The organism is Acinetobacter sp. VT 511 (assembly GCF_001077515.1).
In the GTDB taxonomy this organism is placed as follows: domain Bacteria; phylum Pseudomonadota; class Gammaproteobacteria; order Pseudomonadales; family Moraxellaceae; genus Acinetobacter; species Acinetobacter schindleri.
Window position 1 is genome coordinate 78,999 of the sequence record NZ_LFRE01000073.1, and the last position, 21,639, is coordinate 100,637.

The window sequence follows — 21,639 nt, forward strand, 5'->3', positions numbered from 1 at the left end:
AGGTGGACATGTTGGAAAGTATTTTGATTGTGGATGATATACCTGAAAATCTAAGTCTATTGCATGAGAGCCTGGATCAGGCTGGCTATCAGGTACTTGTGGCGACCAATGGATTTGATGCAATTGAAATTGCGCATCGCATTCAACCCGACATGATCCTGCTCGATGGCAGTATGCCGGAAATGGATGGCTTCGAAACCTGCACTCAGCTTAAAGCCAGTCCAGTGACTGAACATATTCCAGTGATCTTTATGACCGGGCTGACTGAAACCGAGCACATTCTTAAAGGCTTTCAGGTCGGTGGGGTAGACTATGTCACCAAGCCTTTAAATATTGATGAAGTTCGGGCACGAGTAAAAACCCATTTGTTACAGGCTCGTTTAATGCATCAGCAGCGACAAATGCTGGATGCAACCGGCAGTGCGATTCTATCGCTGAATCTGGAAGGTGAAATTATCTGGCAGACCCCAATCGTCAGTGAATTACTGAAAAATCATCAGGTGGATGTACAGCATTTTCAGTCCAGTTTGAATCAGTGGCTACAGGACTTGTTCAAGCAGCCAGATCAAGCACATTTACTGCATGGTCAGTATGGTTATGGCCATCAGCAGTTACAGCTTAACCTGCTCACCAAACTGTATGCAGGGCATATCTCTAAACATGTCTTGGTACAGTTGAAAGAGCAGACCCAAATGCCGAGCGCAGAGGAAATCGCGCAGGCTTGTCCCAACCTGACGCCGCGTGAAGCAGAAGTGATGCATTGGGTCACGATGGGGAAGACCAACCGGGATATTGCCGAGATCCTGCAACTCAGCCCACGGACGGTAAACAAGCATCTTGAGCATGTCTTTGAAAAGCTTTATGTAGAAACACGGACGGCTGCGGTATTGCATGTCATGTCAGCTTGTCAGAATCAGGCAGTGGCTTAGTTTTCCCTTAGTATAGGAATCTTTGGAGGATTTACGACCTCACCCTAACCCTCTCCTAGAAGGAGAGGAGACTTAAAATTTTTATTTAGATCTCGGTATTTTCATTCCAGAGGAAATAGCCGCCATACTGACTTGGTCTAAACTCACCACCAATTTCTTTTCCTTGCTCAGTTAGAAGGTGTTTACCATTTTCATTGAGTTTTAGAAAACCTTTCTCTGTCATCTTATCGAGTAAATCAGCTGTTTTAATTTTGTGCTTTGCAGCGAGTTTAGACGTGGTAAGTCTAGAAAAAGTATTACTTTCTTCATCTACCTCAGTTTCTTTAGAACCAGATTCATTTTTCACTTCATCTAGACTAATTCGGACTTCTTCACTGATACGTATAATCCGCTGAGCTTCCTCGTAGGCTTCTTTAAAGACAATATCATCTTCGTATTTGCGAACCAGAATGCCCATCTCATTATTATTGACCTGACTAAACTCATAGAGATTTAAGCTTGAGATAATACATTCAGACTCATTGAGATAGCATTTAGCATGTAGGTTCTTACAGAAACTAAGACGGACATAATCAAGTTTTTGCAGCCATTTAATCTCTTCTGGATGTAGATCGCTCTTCCCATATACGATGCGAATATCAATTTTTAGCCGATCTTTATCTTCTAATAATTCTTTAATTCGATCATTCAAACGCAAGTATGGACTAATCAGGATTAAACGTTCTTTTGCACTCTTAATCAGCTCTTCCAGGAAGAAATTCGTTGCGCTGGTATTTAAAAATTTTGCCATCGTTTCCCTCTAATCTATTTTTATTGTCTGCGGTATATTAAATGATAATTTTTATAAAATTGAAGATTTATTCAACTTTCAAATAAACTCCACTCGCCGACACATTATGACCAAAACCACAACTCATGATGTTAGTTTCTTTTACATGAAGCTGCTGCCCAACTTTTGAATCAAATTTAAAATCCAAATCAATTTTACAGTCATCTGCACGATAGCTGGTTTGAGTTTTCTTAAATGGCATGGTGGTCTGGAATTCACCGATATTCGGTCCATAAATCAGACTGCGAATTCCCATATATAAGCCATTAAATTCTATTGCATAGGACTTTGCAGTACGTTTCACTTCAATAGTATTCCATTGCCCAAAACCCGCGTAACGTACATATTTTCCAGACAGGTGAGAACTTTGCCTTGGGGCAGGAAGCTGTTTCAAGTTGAACTGGCTGTTTTTAGCGTCAGGATAGACAGAAAACCAGGCACGTGCCCATTGCGGTTTGCCTAGTTTGGCATAACTCAGACCAACATTATTAAACGCAGTACTAATTGCGTGCTCGGTAAAAGCAATGCCCCCATCTTCTACATTCATACTGCAAAAGCTTGACCATGCTGCCTGTTGTTCAAACTGTTCAACGGCCTGAGCATACTGTTTCTGATCATAGAATTGCTTGCCAGTGGCTGCATAGCTTTTGACTTTGGCACAGCCAGCCCGTAATTCCTGTTGAAAGGGGGTATCTGAAAAACAAAGAGGACTCAAAGCAGTCAGGGCGATAGCAGCTAAAGATTTATACATGGTTTGCTCAGTTTTAATTCTTATTCTGAATAAAACACACAGCATACTTCAAGTAAATATTGGTCTTGTGATTAGAAGAGATTTCCTTCGATTTTGAAAGTTTCAGGAAACTGATATACATCGCAATTATGTCCGGTACCAATCCGGTCGACCACGGCAAAATCACTGGGTTCCTCTAGTGTCAGCAGGGGATGATGCCAGGTACCTGCCCGGTAATTGACCCCCTGTGTCCCATCTGTAATAAATGCACAAAGCTGAGACAGATCCGGAGTATCTGTATCCAAACTTGGCGCAACGACAATCAGGAACTTTTGTCCCTGCATGGGGATAAAGGCTTGAGAACCATTCGGATGGCGTTCCAGCATGGAGATTTCAAAAGGAATTTGAGTACTTTTAATATTTCTAAAAATACTGATCCCCGCTTTGGCATCTCCCATAATTTCAGTCATCACCAGTGCATGATAACGCTCGGTATGTGCATCGTTGATATGGAAATAGTCATTACCCTGACAGCTGATGACTTCACCAAAACGAGCAAAGTTTTCACTGGTTAATAGCTGAATTTGGATGGTATTTTTCATTCTTTTATATTCCTTTTGCTCGTATTTTTATGACAAGACTTTCTTGATTAATCTCACTATTTTATCCCTGTATATTAAGTAAGCAAGAAGGATACTTTGAGGAAAATGTGAGTAGAAAGTAAATGAGCGGATTTGATCTGTCAGAAGGTAGGGATAAGTTTGGCAGTGAACCCGATTCTGAGATCAGGTCCACTGCCATCTGTTAAAACAGCTGTTCGATTGACCATCCTGTGGAGAGGGAGGGTCAATCGCATTAATCAGCTACCTTTCCCCATAAACGGATACGGCTAATACCGCCATCAGGAATCATATTCACACGGATATGTGAAATCTTTTCATGTGCCAGAATTTCATTGATAAAGCTATGCACATGATCCATCTGCATGGGCTGGGCTTCAAGCAGGAAAGGCCAGAACATACTTTGTGGAATCAGTTGCGGATCAGTCGCATCTTCTATATAGACAGCTTGAATGGAGACTTCTGCTGGATAGTTGCCTTTGAAGTGTGCAGTATCAATATCAATTTTTTCAATTTTTCCAGCTTGGCCTAAAGCCAGAATACACCAGTCAAAACCTGGAGCACGGCGACGTTTGGTTTCCCAGCCATCGCCCATATTGATGCCACGGCCTGGGTTAATCAGGTTACGTGGATGACCAAAGTGCGCATCACTGTAGGCGATCACACGGCCGCCATTTTCCAGTGCCAGCAGATCCAGAGTTTCATTACTGTCTTTTAACTGAATCTGGACCTCCCCATAAACGCGCAGACGGGCTACACCACCATCCGGGTAAATATTTAAACGCAAATGGGTATAAGTGTTTTCTGAAGCAATTTGAAAAATATGATGCTGGCTTGGGCCTAATATACTGTTTGGTAAAATTTGGTGCCATTCAACCTGCTCCAGGTTCTGATCTGGTGCATAGCAGGCTTCAACTGCAGCAGAGGCAGGATAGTTGCCACTAAAAAAAGTGGTATCAATATCCAGTGCACTAATTTTTCCCGCAACACCGAGCTTTACAATTGCCCAGTCATAGCCGGCATGACGCTTGCGGCGGGTTTCCCAACCGTCCATCCATTTACCATGATCATCGAACTTATCTTCGACAAAAATAGGTGCTGTAAATTGGAGCATGCGTTGTGCTTCAGCAAAAAAATCATCTGAACATTGCAATACTTTTGCACCAATACGCTCATCTGCCAGATTAGTAAGTTGCTGTAACTGTGCAGGTATTTCAAAAGCAGGTGCAAACAGGGTCGCCATATCAATCTTCCATTCTAAATTTATTCAACTGTCATTTCTTACAGGCTAAACATAGCCAATGCCCTGTTTTTTCTCCCCAAAACAAGGCAGTTCTTTAAAAAATAATGCACAGCATGTGCCAACTTAAATCTGGGTATTTGAAACTATTCGGAAAATGGCACACTTTTCGCTTTGTCTCCTTGAGATGGATCAACATTTATGAACTTAGGGGGAACAATGAATATCACCATTATTGGCGCCGGGATGGCGGGCTTAACCACAGGCATTGCATTAAAGAAGTTCGGACATCAGGTCAGCATTTATGAGCAGGCCGAACAGATTTTGCCTGTGGGTGCTGCGATTTCTCTCTGGTCCAATGGGGTGAAATGCCTGAATTATTTAGGTTTAACTGATCAGGTCGCCCAACTGGGCGGGCAGATGGATAATCTGGCTTATGTTGATGGTCTGACTGGCGATGTGATGACCCAGTTCAGCCTTTATCCGCTGATTGAAGAAGTAGGACAGCGTCCATATCCGGTCTCTCGTGCCGAATTACAGAATATGCTGATGGATGAATTTGGTCATGCTGATATTCATCTCGGTAAAAAAATGGTGGCGCTCAATGATGATGGACAACAGGTCACCGTTAGCTTTGCAGATGGTTCAGAAATTCAAACAGACTTGCTGGTTGGTGCCGATGGAACCCATTCCATGACCCGCGCTTATGTGCTCGGTGAAACTGTATCGCGTCGATATGCCGGTTATGTGAACTGGAATGGTCTGGTTGAGGTATCGGAAGATTTAGCCCCTGCTGATCAATGGACCACTTTTGTCGGTGAGGGTAAACGTGCTTCACTGATGCCGGTTGCAAATAACCGTTTCTACTTCTTTTTTGATGTGCCCTTGCCAGTAGGGCTAGAGAATGAGCGTAGCCAATATAAAACATTACTCAAAGAATACTTTAAAGACTGGTGTCCTCAGGTTCAAAAGCTGATTGAGGCAATTGATGAGCAGCGTACCAATCGTGTCGAAATTCATGACATCGAACCATTTGCCGATTTTTATAAAGGCAATGTCGTCATTGTCGGCGATGCAGCCCACAGTACAACGCCGGATATTGGTCAAGGCGGTTGCCAGGCGATGGAAGATGCAATCTATCTGGCTCGTGCACTTCAGATCAATACACTGGGATTACAGGACTCATTACGTCGCTATCAGAATAAACGCAATGAACGTGCGAATGAACTGGTGCTGCGTGCGCGTAAGCGCTGTGATGTCACTCATATGAAAGATAAAGAGGTAACAATGGAATGGTATGAAGAATTACGTCGTGAAAATGGCCCACATATTATGAAAGGCATTATTAGCAATATTATCGGTAACCCTTTGGACTGAAACTTGTATGAAAATTCATGATAATAAGCATATAAAATAATAACAATGATTGATCAGCAGAAGGGCGTAAGCCCTTTTTTTTATCTCTGTATTTTCTTGTTGCAGTCAGTTTTTAATATAGAAAAATCTAAAGTGAATTTTGATCCAGGTTCAGCTGAAGCAAGACCAGATCACGCCACTGACCAAATTTTTCTCCCACCTGTGGCATATAACCCGTTTGAATAAAGCCAAGTTTTCGATGCAAATGAATGGAGGCTATATTTTCCGAATCAATTGCTGCCACCATGATATGTATGCCCTGCCTGCTGGCAATTTCCATTAAGCGCAATAACAACTGTTTTCCTATCCCTTGACCAGTGTAGTCAGGATGGAGAAAGACCGCATGTTCAATTGTTTTAGAGAAACCCTGAATACTACGGAACTCATCATAATTGGCATAGCCAATGACTTTAGCTGTAGGCTGATGTTCTGCAACGAGTACCGGATAGTTCTGATCTTGAAGGGTTTTGAACCAGGCCTGTATATCTGACCATGCCATCGCAGTATGGTTCCAGGTGGCAGTACCGTTGATAATCTCCTGATTATAAATATTAAGGATACTTTCAAGGTCGTCTATATTGGCTGTACGGATCTGAACTGCACTCATTGAACCACCTACTGATTAAGTTAAATTAAAGAAATAAAAAAAAGCAGAACCGAAGTTCTGCTTTTAAGATAACATCTCTTAGAAGTGATACTTCACAAGAGCGCTGACATCGTGTTGATCTAAACCTTTAATGGCATATTTGTTATTCCAGACAGAATGCTCAATACCAAGGTAAAGTTTAGTCTCAGGAGAAATGTGTTTGCCTACATTCCATTTGTACTGAGATGTCCAGTTCAATTCACTTGCGTGACCATTTTTCTCAGCAGTTGACCAATCCAGGAAAGCATCTGCCAGGAATTCTTCAGAACCGATTTTAAATGGCACTGCATAAGTGATGGTCATTTGATAATCATCTGGTGTGTCATCGTTGTCAGCTTTGTAGAAATTGATATTCGCATAACTTGTGTATGGAATATCAAGTGCAAAACCAATACCATATAAATAGTTGTTAAAGTCAGTATTAGCGCTAGCGCTGCCTTCCCAAGTTGTCGCGATAAGAACGTCTTTAATTGGACCCAATTCAAGTTTTTGACCTGTTACAGCGCCCAGGCTTAAACGTGGTGCAACTTCGAAATAGGTTTCATTACCAAAGTCAGTATTACTACGGTCAGCAAAAGCAAAAAAATCGCCATACTTAAGACCTGCTGCATATTCAGCAGTAATCGTGGTCTGTTTGTTGTCATCACCTGCAAAAGGGACAGCATAGTTTTCACCATACAGACCTGTTAAGCTAAAGTCTTGCCAGATAGGTGCTGCTTGAGTAACAGCCGCAGTAGAAGCCAATGCACAAAGTGCTACGATTTGTTTAAGTTTCATTTAAAATCTCTCCCCCAAGAAAGCAGATAAAGCATACAGATTAATAAGTAAAAATAAAGTGAAAATTGACCGGTAACTGAAATTTATATGCAATATTCCGACCAACTTTTTTAACCCAGGTTTAGTGGTGGCTATCTACTGCCGGTTCAGCATTGGCCAAAGTCTTAGTCTTAAACCAGTTTAAATGGTTGAATAAGATATTCAGTAAAATGGCCATTAAACAGGTTGAACTAATACCAGAGTGGAATAAAGTTTGAACCCATTTTGGAAAATCTGCATAAAAACTATGATCAATAATAGGCACCATGCCGGCAGCGATTGACGTTGCTACAATGATCAGGTTCTTTTGCTCGTTATAGTCAATCTTCGCTAAGGTACGAATACCACTGGCTGCAACTGTTCCAAATAACACCAAGCCTGCACCCCCCAGCACCGGTACGGGAATAGACGCAATTAAACGGCCCATAATTGGTAGCAAGCCCAGTACCACCAGAATAATGCCGCCTGCGGTCACAACAAAACGACTCTTAACTCCAGTAATCGCTACCAGTCCAACATTCTGTGCAAAAGCACTTTGCATAAACGAACCGAAGATAGGGGCTGCGGCACTCGATAGCATGTCCGCACGCAAGCCATCAGAAATACGGTCAGCATCGACTTTGGTGCCAACAATTTCACCAACTGCAATAATATCAGCCGTGGTTTCAGTCATGATTACCAAAGTCACAATCAACATGGAAAGAATAGCTGTCAGTTCAAAAGTAGGCATGCCAAAAGCAAAAAAACTTGGGAATTGTAACCATGCACCATCTGCCACTTTAGAAAAGTCACCAAAACCGATTAAACCTGCAATTATGCTTCCTAATACAATAGATAGCAGAATGGACAAACGACGTACTGTGGCATTGCGGGATAAATTTAGCAAAATCACAATAGCTAAGGTCATTAGCGCCAAGCTAACATTTTCTGCGCTACCCCAGTTTTCAGCATTTTTGTTGCCACCCATCATCCAGCGTACTGCAACTGGCAGTAAGGACAGACCAATGATGGTGATCACACAGCCAGTGACTACCGGTGGGAAAAACCGGATAATTCTAGAGAAATAGGGTGCCAGGAAGAAACCGATCAGACCAGAGACAATTACAGCGCCATAGACTGCCTGCAATCCTCCTCCGGTGGTCACGATCGCCACCATAGTGGCTACGCCAGCAAAAGATACCCCTTGTACCAAAGGCAAACGAGCACCGACATATTTTACGCCTGCTGTTTGTAAAATCGTTGCCAGGCCACCTACAAATAGTGCTGCGGCAATCAACAGACCGATTTCCATACCACTCAGGCCTGCAGCAGTACCCACAATCAGGGGTGGGGCAATAATACCGCCATACATGGTCAATACATGCTGCAAGCCATAAGCCGCACTTTTTCCAACCCCTAAAAATTCGTGTTCGGGTGAGACAGTTTTTTCTTGTTCTGACATATAAAATCCTTCTCTATTCTGAATAATGAGCGGGCTAACTTAACTACCGCGATAGGTCGAATAAGCAAAAGGGCTGATGAGTAATGGAATGTGATAATGCTGAGCAGCATCTAAAATGCTGAAATGGATCACAGCCTTTGGAAAAAAGGTAGCCAGGCCTTGGGCATCAAAATAGGCTTTGGTCGCAAACTCGATGCAGTAGTCACCGGCATGAATACTGTCTAAGCCAAAATCCGGTACCAGTACCCGGCCATCATTATTGGTGCTAGCAGTCGCCAATACCTGACCTGTGGCATCCATTAATTTGACTTCAACATCGGCTGCAGGTTTACCCAGATGAGTATCAAGAATATGGGTGCTGATCATGAATCAATCTCCTGTGCCAGACGTAACAAAGCAATTTCTAAAAGTTGCTGATGAACAATACGCTTTTCAGTATCCAGGTCATTCACCAGGCGGTAATTCAATGCTGTCAGAATCTCTTCGCTACTACGACCTGCTGCGCGAATCAGGAAGATGAAATCAAATTTTTTCTCATAGGCCAGATTGCCTTTTAGCAAAGCGGCTTGAGTTTCTTCATCTTGTGAAATCGAGGCCTGTTCCCGTTCGGAAAAACCTTCTTCTTTGGCGGTTAAAGCAGTCTGTGCCTGCTTTTCACCAATCCGAGGATGGGTTGCGAGCGCCTTGTAAATTTCTTCCCAAGTCCAGGTCTGTGCCTGTCTTTTGGCAGCTTCGAGCAGCTCATCGCATGAAGTAAAAGGTCGTTGCTGTTTTAATTCTTTAGCCCAACGGTCAATATGCACACACTGCTTGAGCAGCAGTTCAATATCGCTGTCAGATGCCTGGTTAAATTCAGTTAATTGCATAATTAAAGTTTGTTATCCATATTTCTCACTGGAAATTGCAATAACAATGCCAAATTGTTGAAAATCGCCTAATAGGGGGGCAACCAAAAGGTCAAAATAAAAAAAGAGAGCATGAGGCTCTCTTTGGATGATTTGAGTGAATGATTAATCTTGGTGCGCAGGAAAATGATGCGTATACCAATGCTGTGCAATATCGTTGCGACGACAGATCCATACTTTGTCATGGCTCTGTACATAATCCATAAAGCGCTGCAAGGCTTTGAAGCGTCCCGGACGTCCGAGCAGGCGACAGTGCATGCCAATTGACATCATTTTTGGTGCAGTTTCCCCTTCACTGTAGAGCACATCAAAGGCATCTTTTAAATATTGGTAAAATTGCTCACCTGAATTGAAACCACCCGGAGAGCTAAACTTCATATCATTGCACTCTAATGTATAGGGGATGATCAAATGAGAGCGTTTTTGACCATTTGGTTCAGTTAAGGTGCTCCAAAATGGGAGGTCATCACCATAATAATCAGAGTCATATTTAATCTGAGAAAATTCAGCTAATAATTGACGTGTATTGGGACTATCGCGTCCGGTATACCAGCCAATTGGCGTTTCACCAAAGAGTTCAGTCAGCACACTTAAGGCCTGATCCATATGCTGACGTTCAATTTCAATCTCCATATCCTGATAATGCAACCAGCGCTGACCATGTGAGACCACATCATAATCAGCCGCCTTAATGGCCTCGACGATATAAGGATTACGAGCCAGTGCCATACCGACTCCAAAAATTGTCATAGGCCAGCCACGTTTTTGAAACTCCTCATGAATACGCCAAAAACCAGCACGTGAGCCATATTCATACATTGAATCCATGGAGCGATGTACTGCTGGAAAACTGGCAGCCCCCACGATTTCGGACAGAAACTGCTCGGAACCGCTATCACCATGTTCAACATGATTTTCACCGCCTTCTTCATAGTTCAATACAAACTGTACCGCGATCCGGGCAGCATTGGGCCACTGTGCAGGGGGTGGTTTGCCGTGATAGCCGATTAAATCGCGTGAATATTCTTGCTTTTGTATCGTTTCAATCAATTGTTTTCCGCGTAAGTAAGCAGTAGTCACTATTGGTTGTCCTTTTGCTAAAAAAATCAAAATATCACTTGCATATTTTTAAGAGAGGACCGATATTCAAGGTATAAGGACACGGTTCTGCAGACTCAAAAATGTGTTCATCATTCAATGTGGAGGGTTAATCCAAAACGATTTGAAGAAGTGAAATGCAATACAAAACAGCAAGCTACAAACGTGCCAAGATAAAAAATCTGCACTAAAAAGTTACAATGATTTGAGGATGGTATTTTATGAACATTGAACTCCGTACCGATAAAAATATTCGCAATAGTGATCGTCTAATTACTTACGTTCGTACCGAATTAAATCAGGAATTCCAGCGCCACAGTGAGCGTATTACCCATTTCTCCGTGCATCTTAGTGATGAAAATGCCGCAAAAGGTGGCGATGATGATATTCGCTGCATGATCGAAGCACGTCCTGCTGGCTTGAAGCCAATTGTGGTCAACCATCATGGTCACAATATTGATACCGCAATTCGTGGGGCCATTGATCGTTTAAAACGCAGCCTGGAACATGTAATTGAGAAAAAAGACAATGTGCGTGGTAATCCGCTAAAACTTGCCGAAGAAATGGTTACAGATATAGAAGAATAAAAAGTTTGCAGATGAAAAAGGCCCCTACGGGGCTTTTTTCAATTTTAGATAAAGTAAACGAATGAGAATAAAACAAATCCTGCTTTATTCGGCATAATAGTCGAAAACGAATTGAAGTGAGCTCCATCATGTTAACTGCGCAACAACAGCTTTTTGTGCAAGCACTCGAAGAACTGGATCTGAATCAGGTGAAAAAGCTCCTGGCAGATGGACTCAACCCAAATTTTATTGATATGGAAAAAGGCCCGGTCATTTCTGTCTGGTCAGATGGTCTGTTCAAGTGGTGGGAAGAAGTTTGTGAGGCTTATGAAGCAGGCAATGTTCTATCTAACGAAGAAAAACAACAGAAGCTTCAAGTGCATCTTGATATTCTGGATGCCCTGATTGCAGCCAAAGTGAATCTGCACCTGTGGGATGCCGAAGAAATTTATGGTCCACTTTGGGACGCTGCCAGTGCTGCCTGTGTACCTGCCGTACAACGTTTACTGGATGAAAATGTCGATCCAAATACCCGGGATGAAGACGGTCTGACGATTCTATCTTCAATCTGTGATCTGTTCTTTGACTGTGACTTTGATGAAGTTAACTGGGCAGAAGCACTGGAAGAAGAAAAGCAGACACTGGAACTGCTGCGTAGCCGTGGCGCGAAGATGTCCAAAGAACTCGGTTAAGACTTAAAAAGAAAGAGTAGCAATCTATGACAACATTAAAGACATTGGGTTTTGTGGCACTGGCAAGTGTGAGCGCGCAGGTATTTGCTGCAGATTTTGCTTTCGACCGTCCAGGCACGGGGTTTAGCACGACGACGATACCAGTAGGGCAGTTAGCCTGGGAACAGGGCCTGCCTTCTGCCAGCTATGTTGAATCAGGCAATGACTATAGCACCACACTCAATGCTGATATGTTGTTGCGTACCGGTTTAAGTGACAGCCTGGAATTACAACTGGGCTGGCAGGGTCCATCTTGGTCTAAAAGTAAAATAGATGGTATTAAATCAGAAGATGATGGTCTCGGTGATGTCAGTATTGGTCTGAAGAAAGCTATTGATCTGGATGATGAGCGACTTTCAATGGCCTTACTGGCTGAAGCACTGATTGCGACAGGTAATCCAGGCTTTAGTAATGAAGAAGATATTTATAGTTTAAGTTCAGCTGTGGCTTATCAATATAATGATCTGGTCAATACTTCAATTACCATGCGCTATGAATGGCAGGATGATCAGTGGGCCATCCAGGCCGTACCGACACTGGAATATAAAATTACTGACAAATGGTCAGGCTTCTCGGAATTTGTCTATCGTAAGGCTGAAAGCCAAGATTATGAATATGGGCTGGGTACAGGCGTAATGTATGCCCTGAATGATCGTGTTCAGCTGGATGCCAGCGTGGGCGTGGATCTGAATGGTACTGATAAGAGTTATACCTCAGGTCTGGGCGTAGCCTTCCTGTTCTAGGAGTTTTGACCAGTCGTCATGGATGCCGAAAAACTGAAAGCCTGGAGTAGATCTGGCTGCCGAATCCTGTTCGGGAGCCTGCTGCTAAGTTGTGCAGTACAGGCGCAAGCACCTTTATTGTCGCCTGATCAGGCTTTTCCATTTACGGTGGTTTCCAGCAGTCCGCAGCAGGCGGAACTCAGCTGGGAAATTCCAGACAACTATTATATCTATCAGCATATGGTGGAAGTTCAGCAGGGTGGCCAAATACTGCAACTGGATTTGCCACCTGCTGAAGACCTGCATGATGATAATTACGGTCAGACTCAGGTTTACTATCAACAATTACAGTTCAATATTCCGACACAAGCCTTGCAAACCTATCAGGTGACCTGGCAAGGTTGTGCCAAAGATCGGCTCTGCTATCCGCCACAAACGGTTGAATTTAAGACTGATCTATCCGGCTTGGTACAGTATCAGCCTACAGAAGGCGGTTCTAAACGGTTACTTGATCTGAGTAATTCATCAGACCAGAAAAATACTATTCTGAATAATAGTTCTGAATCTGTCGAGGTGAGTACATTAGATAATAAGGATGGCTCCAGCTTTGCTGCCAAAGACCAGAAATGGTCTGAACAACTGGCAGAAAGTTCATTAGGCTATGGCCTGTTGCTGTTTTTTGGCTTAGGTATGCTGCTGGCTTTCACGCCTTGTTCCTTGCCAATGTTACCGATCTTGACCTCACTGATTGTGCGGGATCGACGCGGAATGCAGGCCTGGATGGTTGCCTTGTGCTTTGTCACCAGTATGGCTCTGGTCTATGCAGTACTAGGCTTGATTGCTTCTTCTGCCGGACTGAATTTCCAGCGCTGGCTACAGCAGCCCGCTACTTTAATTGCCTTTAGCTTATTATTTGTGGCTTTTGCCCTCAACCTGTTTGGTCTGTTTGAAATCAAGTTGCCACAGCGTTTGGTACATCGACTGGATCAGGTTCAAGCCATGCAACAGGGCGGGACTCTGGTCAGTGCCAGTATGATGGGCATGGTGTCAGCACTGTTGGTGGGTCCCTGTATGACAGCACCGCTGGCAGGGGCATTACTGTTTATTTCTCAAACCCAAAGTCAGTGGCAGGGTGCTTTGCTTCTATTTACCTTAGGCTTTGGTATGGGAACCCCTTTACTACTCGCCAGTGTTCTCGGTTCGCGTATATTGCCTAGAGCGGGACATTGGATGAATCAGGTCAAGGTTCTGTTTGCTTTTATCATGCTGGCGCTGGCATTGTATTTTATTCGCCCCCTGATTTCAGAAGCAGCACTACAGTGGCTCTCTCTTGGGTTGGGCTTAAGCTTTGTGGCCTACATATTGGCACGGCTGTTCTGGAAAAATAGCGGACTGCGATGGTTGTATATTATCTGCCTAGCAATGGCAGTGCCGTATATTATTTATAGTCAGTATCAGCACAGTCAGCGCTTTTTTGTTGAAACTTCTCAGCAACAAGCGACTTGGCATGTCGCAGCGACTGCTACCGATTTTGAGCAGTTACTGGCTACAGTACCAAAAGGGCAGCGAGTTATTGTCGATGTCTATGCCGACTGGTGTGTGGCCTGTCAGCCCATCGAACACCGGGTGCTAAAATCAGCTCAGGTACAGCAGGCTTTGGCACCGTATTTTCTGATCAAACTGGATCTCAGTCATTATGATGTAACGCATCAAGCACTGTTAAATCAGTGGGAAATTCTAGGTCCACCTACATACCTATTCTTGAATGATCAGCAACAGGAAATTCGTGGCTTGCGTTTGACTGGGGCTTTTACTGAAGCTGAATTATTAGAACAAATAGAACGTTTTGTTCAAGCGCAATAAAATAATTTCATGTACTGTGCAATTATGGAAAAGTCAATTAAATCACGAATGATGCAGTTGCATCCCGCCATCAAGTGTAGTGTTATAAGCTTTAACCAGATTACGACCACTCGCTTTGGCTTGATACAGGGCTTTATCTGCCTGACTCAATAACTGTTGTGGGCGAAGTTCTGGACTAGATAATGCAATACCAAAACTTGCAGTGACATGAATGCGCTGACCATCATCACTATAAATTTCCAGTTGCTGAATTGCAGCACGGCAACGTTCTGCAACCTGACGCGCCTTTTCCAGATTGGAATTTTTCAGGATCAAAATAAATTCTTCACCACCAAAACGGCCAACCACATCACTTTCACGTAGCAGCAAGGTGAGCACCTCACTGACCCGGATCAGGGTTTCATCACCTTTATGATGCCCATAGTAATCATTAATTCTCTTGAAATGATCCAGATCTAACAAAACTAATGCATAACTTTCCAGTTTCACGCTATTCAGTTTATCCAGACATTGATTGATACTACGTCGGTTAAACAGATTGGTTAATGGGTCAATCTGGCTTAGGTGCTGAATCAGTTTTTCACGGTGTCGCCACTGGCTGAGCAGGATTTCAAACAGCATCATACAGATAGCCAGAATAGGTAGAATAAAATACAACATGGATACCAGCCAGAAACCGTTATAGAACAGTTTGCCTGGAATGGTAAAAAGTGGTGAATAAGTAAGCTGGCCGGTATAGCTCAAATAACCGCAAATACTGAGAAAAATTGAAGCTGGAATCAGCATGCTATATACCAGCGTTCGAGAAAACAGGACCAGCCCTACTGTAATCAGGCTCACATAGGCAATCATGGCCACTGGACTGACGACACCAACAATATAGGCATCACGGCAAAGGGAAACCACAAAGATGCCGACTGAGATATAGGGCAGATAACGTTCGACGCGGGTGTTATTTCGAAATTTATAACAGGGATAAATCAGGCAAAGCAGAATCAGTAAAAACAGGCTATTGAGGATAATCTGCATTTTTGCCACGCTTATATCCACATATTGCCAATATTCAGGACTGAGTAAAACAAAGATATCCCAAAGCATCCAGCTGAGATGGATACCACAGCCAAGTACAAGCATGAGGATACATTTTTTCAGTATCCCCCAATTCATCACCACTTCTTCTTCAACCAGATACTTGGTAATTTTATACTTGAAAATAGCTTGCAGAGCAGGCGAGATACGCTTCATACAAGGCTGTATCCTATAATGACCATTCTAAATTATAAATATCGTAATAAATAAAATGTTTTATTTCTTGGGCTTAAGATAACATGAATATACTGCGAAAGAGAATGGTTATATTTTGTACAGCTGGGTCATTTTAGTAAAGTTTGAAATTTAGATCGTTGTAACATGCAAAAAGATTACAGGATGGGGTAGGTCACAGTGATGTGTCTGGCTTTTTAAATATTTACCAAATAGAAAATTTTCCCGCACCATCCTGAAAATTGAAAAATATAAAAGCTGGGCATTTAGTCCTGATCCAGACGGTGTGCGAAGTCGGCCAAATCAGCCAGAGATTGTCGGGCTTCATCAAACCAGGCGCTAAACATCTGAAAATTGTGCCACATACCTGTATATAGCTTGAACTCTACTTCAACCCCTGCTGCGAGGGCCTTATCACGGAGACGCTGCGCATCATCCAGTAGAATTTCCTTGGAACCGACCTGAATATGCATGGGTGGCAGACCAGTTAAGTCAGCAAAATAAGGTGATACTTCAGGATTGCCATGCTCAATCGACGAAGGTACATAGTATTGAATGCCATTTTCTAATGTTTCAATGGATAACAGGGCATCATGTACCTGATTGTAGCGCAAGGATTCACTGGTCAGGGTCAGATCAACAAAGGGAGAAAGCAGGATCAAACCACTGGGCTGCGGAAGTTCCAGTTTCTGAATTTTCAGGGCTAGCGCCAATGCCAGATTTGCCCCACAAGAATCTCCAGAGAGAATGATATCTTTGGCTTGCACGCCTTGATCTAACAGTTGCATATACACATTGAAAACGGCATCCAGTGCGGCTGGATAAGGTGCTTCAGGAGCAAGTGGATAATCTACATGCAGCACCTGCATTTGGGTACGGGCAGCAATCTGGCTCATAAAAGCACGATGGGTCTTCATTGAACCCAAATAAAAAGCACCCCCATGAATATGGAAAATCAGCTGGGTAGCTTCTTGTTGAGGCTTGATTTCTTCTGCATTCAGGCCTGCCAGTTTTAAGGATCGTATTTCAACATTTTTGTCTACAGGAAAAAGTTTGCAGAACTGTTCAAGGGCTTTTCTAAGCGCAGCAGGCGGGAGATTAAACTGGCTGGGTTTACGGATGGAAGTCTTTAAAATCGTTTCTGTAATTAACTGTTTCGTAAGGGGACTAATCTTCATTTTCTTTCCATCTTTTTATGTTTTCATTGGTCTGGTATGTTATTTACCAACAATATTTACAAGGTTACACTAGATAGTCACATCCAGAAATTGAAAAATTGTTGTGACTTAATTAATACTACAACGGTCTACTCACAGACTTAGGGAAAGAAACAAAAATGAAAAAAATCGCGCTTATGTTAGGACTACTGGGTTTAAGTGCATTGGCGAATGCCGCAGATCCTTTAAACGGAACAGTCTGGAAAACAATTGATGACAAAACCAATCAGCCAAAGGCGATTGTAAAATTTACTGAACAAAGCAATGGGACGTTAAGTGCCAGCATTCAGAAGGTTTTGACCAAAGGTGAAGAAAATGCCTGCACAAAATGTGAAGGTCCATATCACAACAAATCTCTGAAAGGCCTGACCATTGTTAAAGGTCTGAAAAATGTTGGCGGTACCAACTATGAAAGTGGTTCGATTCTTGATCCACAATCAGGTAAGACTTATAAGCTAAAAGGTAACTTGGCTGATGGTGGCAAGAAGCTGCAACTACGTGGCTTTATTGGTGTAGCTGCGCTGGGCCGTAACCAGACCTGGATTCGTGCGAACTGATTCTGAGTCTGAGACTGTTAAAGCCTGACGATTGTCAGGCTTTTTTATGGCTATAAATCGGTTGCTATATTGAACTTTATTATCAGTTCGCTTTAATTATTCAACGCACGATAGGCAGTTTCATCAAAACCCGCGATCAAACCTGAACCAGTTGCCAGAATTGGACGTTTAATCAGACTGGTATGAGTCATTAAGGCAACAAGCAGATTTTCTTCATTTGCCAAAGCGGTTTGCTGCTCTTCTTCACTGAGTTTGCGCCAGGTGGTACCTTTTTTATTCAGCACAACTTCCTGACCCAATGTATCCAGCCAGGTCTTTAAAGTTTCAGCATCGATTCCCTGTTTTTTATAGTCATGAAACTCATAGCTCAAACCCAGTTCACCTAGCAGATCAAATGCTTTCTTCATTGAATTACAGTTTTTAATTCCATAGATCTTCAACATGATCATCACCCATCTAAATTTTACTGTAGCTTAGCGAACTTTAATGATTACAACCATGAGTAGGAAACAAAACTCAAGTAAAAAATGAGATAAAAATAGATACATAGCAGATACAGGAATGTCATGAAATTGACATCTGATTTGTGCAAAATAGTGATAAAGATAAGGACGCAGAATAAAAAGAAATGAGAAGCTGATAATGTTATAGAGGCGCTAAAATGAGAAAACCCGCATCTAATCATCCTGATTATGCGGGTCTCATCTCAACGTCCGATGTCACATCCATGCAAAACAAGCTAAATCTTGTAGTCTGTTTTATTTCTTCCTACGGCTTCCTGTCCTTTTGTTGTCATCCTGACATGTCCTTGTGCCGTGTAAATATAATGCTCTGTATTTAGCCCTAAAAATAGCTGTTAATACGTCTTGTTATGTAAGTGATTAACACCAACTCAGTGAACAATTGTTCACTGAATTTATCTATTGGATTAAAGTTTGTAGTCAATAATTACTGGAGCATGGTCACTAAACCATTCATCCTTATACACCCAGGCATTTACGGTACGCTCTTTCCAGTCGGGTGAACAGGCTTGATAATCAATTCGCCAGCCTACGTTTTTGGCACGGGCCTGGCCGCGATTCGACCACCATGAGTATAGCTCAGCTTCTTTGCGTACTTCACGGAAAGTGTCGACATAGCCCAGATCATCATAGATGTGATCCAGCCAGGCGCGTTCATGTGGCAAGCAACCCGAGGCTTTCTGGTTACCTGACCAATTTTTAATGTCGATGCGTTTATGCACGATATTGTAGTCACCGCAGACAATCACCGATTTATTTTCATCGCGCCATTGTTTCAGGATCTTTTTATATTCATCCAAGAAATGATCTTTACGTGCCTGTGCTTCATCACCCGATGAACCGGATGGCAGATACAGCGAACAGATATGTGCAGTTTTATCTAAACCTAAGTCAAATTCGGCAGCAATAAAACGGCCTTGTGAATCGGCCAGTTCAAAACCCAGGCCATCAGTTAAAGATACAAAAGGCAGACGGCTATAAATGGCCGTACCGGCATAACCCGGACGCTCGGCAGGAAACAGGTGCGTGTACCAGCCTTCAGGCTTGAATTTGTCCGTCCACTGCGCATGCGTGATCCGGCTTTCCTGCATGCAAATCACGTCGGCATCAGACTGTTCTATCCATTCCAATAGACCTTTGGTGACAGATGAACGTAAGCCGTTGACATTAATTGAAACGACACGAAGAATTTTTTGATCACCTGGATAGCTACTCTTTGGTATCATGCGCAAGTCTTACCTTAATTAATGGATTTAGGAGCACCTCATGTCAACGCCAGCTCAGTTTAACTCGCAAGCTTTTATCGAACTCGCATTATCACGCGGTGTGCTTAAATTTGGTGAGTTTACTTTAAAATCAGGTCGTGTGAGTCCTTATTTTTTCAACGCAGGTTTGCTGAATGATGGCGAAGCGTTGACTGGCCTGGCATCTGGCTATGCAGCAAAACTGACTGAATGTGACAATGTTGAATTGATCTTTGGTCCTGCCTATAAAGGCATTCCTTTTGTGGCGGCAACCGCAGTTGCATTGTCGCAAAATCATGGCGTGAGTGTGCCTTGGGGCTTTAACCGCAAAGAAGCCAAAGATCATGGCGAAGGTGGTGTACTTGTTGGTGCTGCTGTAGAAGGTAAAAAAGTCTGGATCATTGATGATGTGATTACAGCAGGTACTGCAATTCGTGAAGTGGTCACTATTCTGAAAAATGCCGGTGCGCAAATCGCGGGTGTGCTGGTCGCATTAGACCGTCAGGAAAAAGGTCAGGGTGAGCTTTCTGCGATTCAGGAAGTACAAAAAGAACTGGAAATTCCGGTGCATGCACTGATTACCATGAAAGACTTAATGGATTACTTGGATACTAAAGGTGACAAAGAAGCGTTAGCAAAAATGGAAGATTACCGTGTTAAATACGGAATCTAAGCCTAGATTGGCATAGAAGAGGAAGCTTGTGCTTCCTTTTTTTATAGATACTCGATTTTCTAAGTATTTGAAATTTATTATCTCTGTCTATTTTTGTAAGCATTGGCTTACATTAATTCCAGCATTTTGCAGCTGTTTTGAATGGTGGAAATTTCCTATGATAGCTTTAACAGGAACAGGACGTTCCGCACAAGAATAACAATAGATAAATACAAGGAAAGTAAGGTACGACAGGAGTTATACCAAGCGAATCCATACGGAAAACCCCTAGCAGGATACCAGGGGTTTTTCATTTCTATTTCTTTATAGAGCAACGCTTAGAACAGCAATGATTTAGAAACATGATTCTTAAAAATTCACTGTTGATGAGCTAAACAGAGAAGCAGAAAATCTTTCACCAAAATTATAAATCTTCAGTGCTAAAAAAAGCACCTAAAGGTACTTTTTTTTATTGCTGGGCTAAATTATAGCGCAACGATATTGATCGCATTTGGACCTTTTTGACCATCAACCACGCTAAAAGAAACGCGTTGACCTTCAAACAAAGTTTTGAAACCAGAACTGCTGATTTCTTTAAAGTGTGCAAAAACGTCAGGACCTGATTCTTGTTGAATAAAACCAAAACCTTTAGTTTCGTTAAACCATTTTACTGTACCGGTAACTGTAGTAGATATAATATAACCTGTTAAATTTTAATAATTTTAGTCATAGAAATGACTATGGATAACTTGGAAAAACAACAAGAATTGAAATAAAGATCTGAAAAAACTGAGGATTATAAATAATACTGCGGCACTTAAAGAAGCTTAACTAAACAACGCTTTTTTTCTAGTTAAAGACAGCATAGCCTAAATCAGAAAATATTCAATTTTTTTATATTTATTATTTATTTTTCTTATAAAAGTGGCTCAATTCTTCTTTTTTAAAGAATTTCAAGCTGGTTTGCTTGAACTTTATCAGTTGTATTTGAGCTTTAACGAAGCTAAACAATAAATACACGTTGTGTTTACGTTACTTTATGTTAATCAGAATCGTTCAGTACTCAGCAAGATTTTACTAAGTCAGTGTATTTTATAACTTTGGGTAAATTAACATTTGTAGCTTTAAGATAGTTATCGTCATTGCTCATGTATAAAAATCCACCTATATTAAAATTCAATTGGAAAAATTAACTATAAGAATTTCTTAATTTTAATTTAAAACCAAATACGAGTGAGTCTCATGGATTACTGGAACAGTGTGTTACTTATATCCATCATCACCATGGTTGGACTGGCCATGATCATCCTGTTCGTCGGATGTAAAATGTGGAAGAACTTGGTGGTCACTTTACTGATTGCCACCTTGATTGGATTTCTGATTGTATGTGTGATCAATTTTATTTTTGGCGATCGTCTTCAATTTCTATGGGGTGCCTCTGAGACTGGCGATAGTAATTTTATGTTGGAAATGGGGCTGATGAGCCTGTTAATTGGCGGCGTGAGTACCTTCATCATTATGTTAGGCACTTTGGTGGCTAAAAGTAACAGTAGAAATCAAGGCGATGAAGACTAGTTTTTCGCAAAATAACAAGTGTCTTAATGAGCGGGAAAGTGCAGAAAAGCATTGCATG

Annotated in this window: 24 protein-coding genes; 9 read left to right on the plus strand and 15 right to left on the minus strand. The window is 42.2% G+C overall.

Annotated features, from left to right (window positions below):
• Positions 1 to 8 precede the first annotated feature (8 nt).
• Positions 9 to 929, plus strand: coding sequence for a response regulator (locus ACS72_RS11170; protein WP_048882159.1), 921 nt, complete (start codon positions 9 to 11; stop codon positions 927 to 929).
• 85 nt (positions 930 to 1,014) lie between these two features.
• On the opposite strand, the gene ACS72_RS11175 is transcribed toward ACS72_RS11170, so the two are convergent.
• The 4 genes from ACS72_RS11175 to alc form a co-directional block, all read right to left on the minus strand.
• The gene (locus ACS72_RS11175; RefSeq protein ID WP_048882160.1) at positions 1,015 to 1,719 is read right to left on the minus strand and encodes a phospholipase D family protein; all 705 of its coding nucleotides are present in this window, start codon (positions 1,717 to 1,719) and stop codon (positions 1,015 to 1,017) included.
• 67 nt (positions 1,720 to 1,786) lie between these two features.
• Positions 1,787 to 2,509: a hypothetical protein gene (locus tag ACS72_RS11180; protein WP_008305805.1), complete on the minus strand. Its 723-nt coding sequence runs from the start codon at positions 2,507 to 2,509 to the stop codon at positions 1,787 to 1,789.
• Positions 2,510 to 2,580: 71 nt separating this feature from the next.
• The gene (locus tag ACS72_RS11185) at positions 2,581 to 3,090 is read right to left on the minus strand and encodes an ureidoglycolate lyase (RefSeq protein ID WP_048882161.1); all 510 of its coding nucleotides are present in this window, start codon (positions 3,088 to 3,090) and stop codon (positions 2,581 to 2,583) included.
• Positions 3,091 to 3,343: 253 nt separating this feature from the next.
• Positions 3,344 to 4,351 (minus strand): allantoicase, encoded by a 1,008-nt coding sequence (gene alc, locus ACS72_RS11190; RefSeq protein WP_048882162.1) that lies wholly within the window; start codon positions 4,349 to 4,351, stop codon positions 3,344 to 3,346.
• Positions 4,352 to 4,567: 216 nt separating this feature from the next.
• On the opposite strand from alc, the gene hpxO reads away from it, so the two are divergent.
• Complete coding sequence (gene hpxO, locus ACS72_RS11195; RefSeq protein WP_048882163.1) at positions 4,568 to 5,725, plus strand: FAD-dependent urate hydroxylase HpxO; 1,158 nt, start codon at positions 4,568 to 4,570, stop codon at positions 5,723 to 5,725.
• A gap of 127 nt (positions 5,726 to 5,852) precedes the next feature.
• On the opposite strand, the gene ACS72_RS11200 is transcribed toward hpxO, so the two are convergent.
• The 6 genes from ACS72_RS11200 to puuE form a co-directional block, all read right to left on the minus strand.
• Positions 5,853 to 6,371 (minus strand): GNAT family N-acetyltransferase, encoded by a 519-nt coding sequence (locus tag ACS72_RS11200; protein WP_048882164.1) that lies wholly within the window; start codon positions 6,369 to 6,371, stop codon positions 5,853 to 5,855.
• Positions 6,372 to 6,449: 78 nt separating this feature from the next.
• Entirely contained in the window at positions 6,450 to 7,187 is a 738-nt protein-coding gene (locus ACS72_RS11205) for an outer membrane protein OmpK (RefSeq protein ID WP_005220527.1), read from the minus strand.
• 121 nt (positions 7,188 to 7,308) lie between these two features.
• Positions 7,309 to 8,667, minus strand: a complete 1,359-nt coding sequence (locus ACS72_RS11210) for a nucleobase:cation symporter-2 family protein (RefSeq protein ID WP_048882165.1) — start codon at positions 8,665 to 8,667, stop codon at positions 7,309 to 7,311.
• A 39-nt stretch (positions 8,668 to 8,706) separates the two neighbouring features.
• Entirely contained in the window at positions 8,707 to 9,033 is a 327-nt protein-coding gene (gene uraH, locus ACS72_RS11215; RefSeq protein ID WP_048882166.1) for a hydroxyisourate hydrolase, read from the minus strand.
• On the minus strand, positions 9,030 to 9,533 hold the full coding sequence (gene uraD, locus ACS72_RS11220; protein WP_048882167.1) for a 2-oxo-4-hydroxy-4-carboxy-5-ureidoimidazoline decarboxylase: 504 nt from the start codon (positions 9,531 to 9,533) through the stop codon (positions 9,030 to 9,032). The genes uraH and uraD overlap by 4 nt, the downstream gene beginning before the upstream one ends.
• 144 nt (positions 9,534 to 9,677) lie before the next feature.
• Positions 9,678 to 10,652 (minus strand): allantoinase PuuE, encoded by a 975-nt coding sequence (puuE, locus tag ACS72_RS11225; protein WP_048882168.1) that lies wholly within the window; start codon positions 10,650 to 10,652, stop codon positions 9,678 to 9,680.
• Positions 10,653 to 10,891: 239 nt separating this feature from the next.
• Here puuE and ACS72_RS11230 point away from each other — a divergent pair, with 239 nt between their 5' ends.
• From ACS72_RS11230 to dsbD, 4 genes are all read left to right on the plus strand, one after another.
• Complete coding sequence (locus tag ACS72_RS11230; protein WP_048882169.1) at positions 10,892 to 11,257, plus strand: HPF/RaiA family ribosome-associated protein; 366 nt, start codon at positions 10,892 to 10,894, stop codon at positions 11,255 to 11,257.
• A 128-nt stretch (positions 11,258 to 11,385) separates the two neighbouring features.
• On the plus strand, positions 11,386 to 11,928 hold the full coding sequence (locus ACS72_RS11235) for an ankyrin repeat domain-containing protein (protein WP_004890821.1): 543 nt from the start codon (positions 11,386 to 11,388) through the stop codon (positions 11,926 to 11,928).
• A 26-nt stretch (positions 11,929 to 11,954) separates the two neighbouring features.
• Positions 11,955 to 12,710: a transporter gene (locus ACS72_RS11240; protein WP_048882170.1), complete on the plus strand. Its 756-nt coding sequence runs from the start codon at positions 11,955 to 11,957 to the stop codon at positions 12,708 to 12,710.
• A gap of 18 nt (positions 12,711 to 12,728) precedes the next feature.
• Entirely contained in the window at positions 12,729 to 14,552 is a 1,824-nt protein-coding gene (dsbD, locus tag ACS72_RS11245) for a protein-disulfide reductase DsbD (protein WP_048882171.1), read from the plus strand.
• A gap of 42 nt (positions 14,553 to 14,594) precedes the next feature.
• Here dsbD and ACS72_RS11250 read toward each other — a convergent pair whose 3' ends face one another.
• The gene (locus ACS72_RS11250) at positions 14,595 to 15,797 is read right to left on the minus strand and encodes a GGDEF domain-containing protein (protein ID WP_008305784.1); all 1,203 of its coding nucleotides are present in this window, start codon (positions 15,795 to 15,797) and stop codon (positions 14,595 to 14,597) included.
• A 284-nt stretch (positions 15,798 to 16,081) separates the two neighbouring features.
• Positions 16,082 to 16,993, minus strand: a complete 912-nt coding sequence (locus ACS72_RS11255; RefSeq protein WP_008305782.1) for an alpha/beta hydrolase — start codon at positions 16,991 to 16,993, stop codon at positions 16,082 to 16,084.
• A gap of 158 nt (positions 16,994 to 17,151) precedes the next feature.
• Here ACS72_RS11255 and ACS72_RS11260 point away from each other — a divergent pair, with 158 nt between their 5' ends.
• Positions 17,152 to 17,589, plus strand: a complete 438-nt coding sequence (locus tag ACS72_RS11260; RefSeq protein WP_004813793.1) for a DUF2147 domain-containing protein — start codon at positions 17,152 to 17,154, stop codon at positions 17,587 to 17,589.
• Between the two features lie 92 nt (positions 17,590 to 17,681).
• Here the strand turns inward: ACS72_RS11260 and ACS72_RS11265 are convergent, their stop codons facing one another.
• Both ACS72_RS11265 and ACS72_RS11270 read right to left on the minus strand, forming a co-directional pair.
• Entirely contained in the window at positions 17,682 to 18,032 is a 351-nt protein-coding gene (locus ACS72_RS11265) for a Spx/MgsR family RNA polymerase-binding regulatory protein (RefSeq protein ID WP_008305779.1), read from the minus strand.
• A gap of 485 nt (positions 18,033 to 18,517) precedes the next feature.
• On the minus strand, positions 18,518 to 19,336 hold the full coding sequence (locus ACS72_RS11270) for an exodeoxyribonuclease III (protein WP_008305777.1): 819 nt from the start codon (positions 19,334 to 19,336) through the stop codon (positions 18,518 to 18,520).
• Between the two features lie 40 nt (positions 19,337 to 19,376).
• Between ACS72_RS11270 and pyrE the strand changes: the two genes are divergently transcribed.
• Entirely contained in the window at positions 19,377 to 20,027 is a 651-nt protein-coding gene (gene pyrE / locus ACS72_RS11275; protein ID WP_048882172.1) for an orotate phosphoribosyltransferase, read from the plus strand.
• Positions 20,028 to 20,491: 464 nt separating this feature from the next.
• On the opposite strand, the gene ACS72_RS17515 is transcribed toward pyrE, so the two are convergent.
• Entirely contained in the window at positions 20,492 to 20,701 is a 210-nt protein-coding gene (locus ACS72_RS17515) for a cold-shock protein (protein ID WP_004281299.1), read from the minus strand.
• A 547-nt stretch (positions 20,702 to 21,248) separates the two neighbouring features.
• On the opposite strand from ACS72_RS17515, the gene ACS72_RS11280 reads away from it, so the two are divergent.
• Positions 21,249 to 21,581 carry a hypothetical protein gene (locus tag ACS72_RS11280; RefSeq protein ID WP_008305775.1) on the plus strand — a complete coding sequence of 111 codons (333 nt, stop codon included), beginning with the start codon at positions 21,249 to 21,251 and terminating at the stop codon, positions 21,579 to 21,581.
• Positions 21,582 to 21,639: the final 58 nt, after the last annotated feature.

Coding starts and splice junctions, on each gene's coding strand:
- ACS72_RS11170 (WP_048882159.1), top strand. CDS start 9: ATGTTGGAAAGTATTTTGATTGTGGATGATATACCTGAAAATCTAAGT.
- ACS72_RS11175 (WP_048882160.1), bottom strand. CDS start 1,719: ATGGCAAAATTTTTAAATACCAGCGCAACGAATTTCTTCCTGGAAGAG.
- ACS72_RS11180 (WP_008305805.1), bottom strand. CDS start 2,509: ATGTATAAATCTTTAGCTGCTATCGCCCTGACTGCTTTGAGTCCTCTT.
- ACS72_RS11185 (WP_048882161.1), bottom strand. CDS start 3,090: ATGAAAAATACCATCCAAATTCAGCTATTAACCAGTGAAAACTTTGCT.
- alc (WP_048882162.1), bottom strand. CDS start 4,351: ATGGCGACCCTGTTTGCACCTGCTTTTGAAATACCTGCACAGTTACAG.
- hpxO (WP_048882163.1), top strand. CDS start 4,568: ATGAATATCACCATTATTGGCGCCGGGATGGCGGGCTTAACCACAGGC.
- ACS72_RS11200 (WP_048882164.1), bottom strand. CDS start 6,371: ATGAGTGCAGTTCAGATCCGTACAGCCAATATAGACGACCTTGAAAGT.
- ACS72_RS11205 (WP_005220527.1), bottom strand. CDS start 7,187: ATGAAACTTAAACAAATCGTAGCACTTTGTGCATTGGCTTCTACTGCG.
- ACS72_RS11210 (WP_048882165.1), bottom strand. CDS start 8,667: ATGTCAGAACAAGAAAAAACTGTCTCACCCGAACACGAATTTTTAGGG.
- uraH (WP_048882166.1), bottom strand. CDS start 9,033: ATGATCAGCACCCATATTCTTGATACTCATCTGGGTAAACCTGCAGCC.
- uraD (WP_048882167.1), bottom strand. CDS start 9,533: ATGCAATTAACTGAATTTAACCAGGCATCTGACAGCGATATTGAACTG.
- ACS72_RS11230 (WP_048882169.1), top strand. CDS start 10,892: ATGAACATTGAACTCCGTACCGATAAAAATATTCGCAATAGTGATCGT.
- ACS72_RS11235 (WP_004890821.1), top strand. CDS start 11,386: ATGTTAACTGCGCAACAACAGCTTTTTGTGCAAGCACTCGAAGAACTG.
- ACS72_RS11240 (WP_048882170.1), top strand. CDS start 11,955: ATGACAACATTAAAGACATTGGGTTTTGTGGCACTGGCAAGTGTGAGC.
- dsbD (WP_048882171.1), top strand. CDS start 12,729: ATGGATGCCGAAAAACTGAAAGCCTGGAGTAGATCTGGCTGCCGAATC.
- ACS72_RS11250 (WP_008305784.1), bottom strand. CDS start 15,797: ATGAAGCGTATCTCGCCTGCTCTGCAAGCTATTTTCAAGTATAAAATT.
- ACS72_RS11255 (WP_008305782.1), bottom strand. CDS start 16,993: ATGAAGATTAGTCCCCTTACGAAACAGTTAATTACAGAAACGATTTTA.
- ACS72_RS11260 (WP_004813793.1), top strand. CDS start 17,152: ATGAAAAAAATCGCGCTTATGTTAGGACTACTGGGTTTAAGTGCATTG.
- ACS72_RS11265 (WP_008305779.1), bottom strand. CDS start 18,032: ATGTTGAAGATCTATGGAATTAAAAACTGTAATTCAATGAAGAAAGCA.
- ACS72_RS11270 (WP_008305777.1), bottom strand. CDS start 19,336: ATGATACCAAAGAGTAGCTATCCAGGTGATCAAAAAATTCTTCGTGTC.
- pyrE (WP_048882172.1), top strand. CDS start 19,377: ATGTCAACGCCAGCTCAGTTTAACTCGCAAGCTTTTATCGAACTCGCA.
- ACS72_RS11280 (WP_008305775.1), top strand. CDS start 21,249: ATGGATTACTGGAACAGTGTGTTACTTATATCCATCATCACCATGGTT.